The sequence below is a fragment of the Gluconobacter sp. P1D12_c genome, assembly GCF_018812105.1.
GTDB lineage: Bacteria > Pseudomonadota > Alphaproteobacteria > Acetobacterales > Acetobacteraceae > Gluconobacter > Gluconobacter oxydans_A.
The window spans coordinates 1-374 of the sequence record NZ_JACSIQ010000792.1 but is presented as its reverse complement, the minus strand read 5'-3'; the positions used below and the strand labels follow the sequence as shown (position 1 = coordinate 374).

General features: G+C 56.7%; 1 protein-coding gene. It reads right to left on the bottom strand.

Annotated elements, in window-relative coordinates:
• Window positions 1-366 (bottom strand): transposase (locus KP705_RS19225; RefSeq protein WP_252348460.1); only part of this gene is annotated, 366 nt, incomplete at its 3' end.
• Window positions 367-374 lie beyond the last annotated feature (8 nt).

Here is a 374-nt window from a genome sequence, read left to right as displayed (position 1 = left end):
CGGGAGATAACCGGCGTTCCGCAGGGTCGCGTCAAATCGGTCAAACAGCCTTTCAATGGCACCCGCCTGTGTCAAACGCTCACGAAACAGCCAGACCGTTTTGGCATCCGGCACGCGGTCCGACAGCCCCAATCCCAGAAAGCGCATGAACGACAGGCGGTCGTTGATCAGATACTCTGTCCGTTCATCAGACAAAGTGTTCAACGTCTGGATGACCAGAATTTTGAACATCAGCACCGGATCAAACGGCGGACGTCCGCCTTTACTTCCGTCTGAATAGGCCAGAGCCAGCTCCAGATCAGGGCGGAACACCTCAAAATCCACAGTCCGGGAAAAGGCCTCCAGCTGATCRCCAAGCCCGCTCAGCCGRGCAA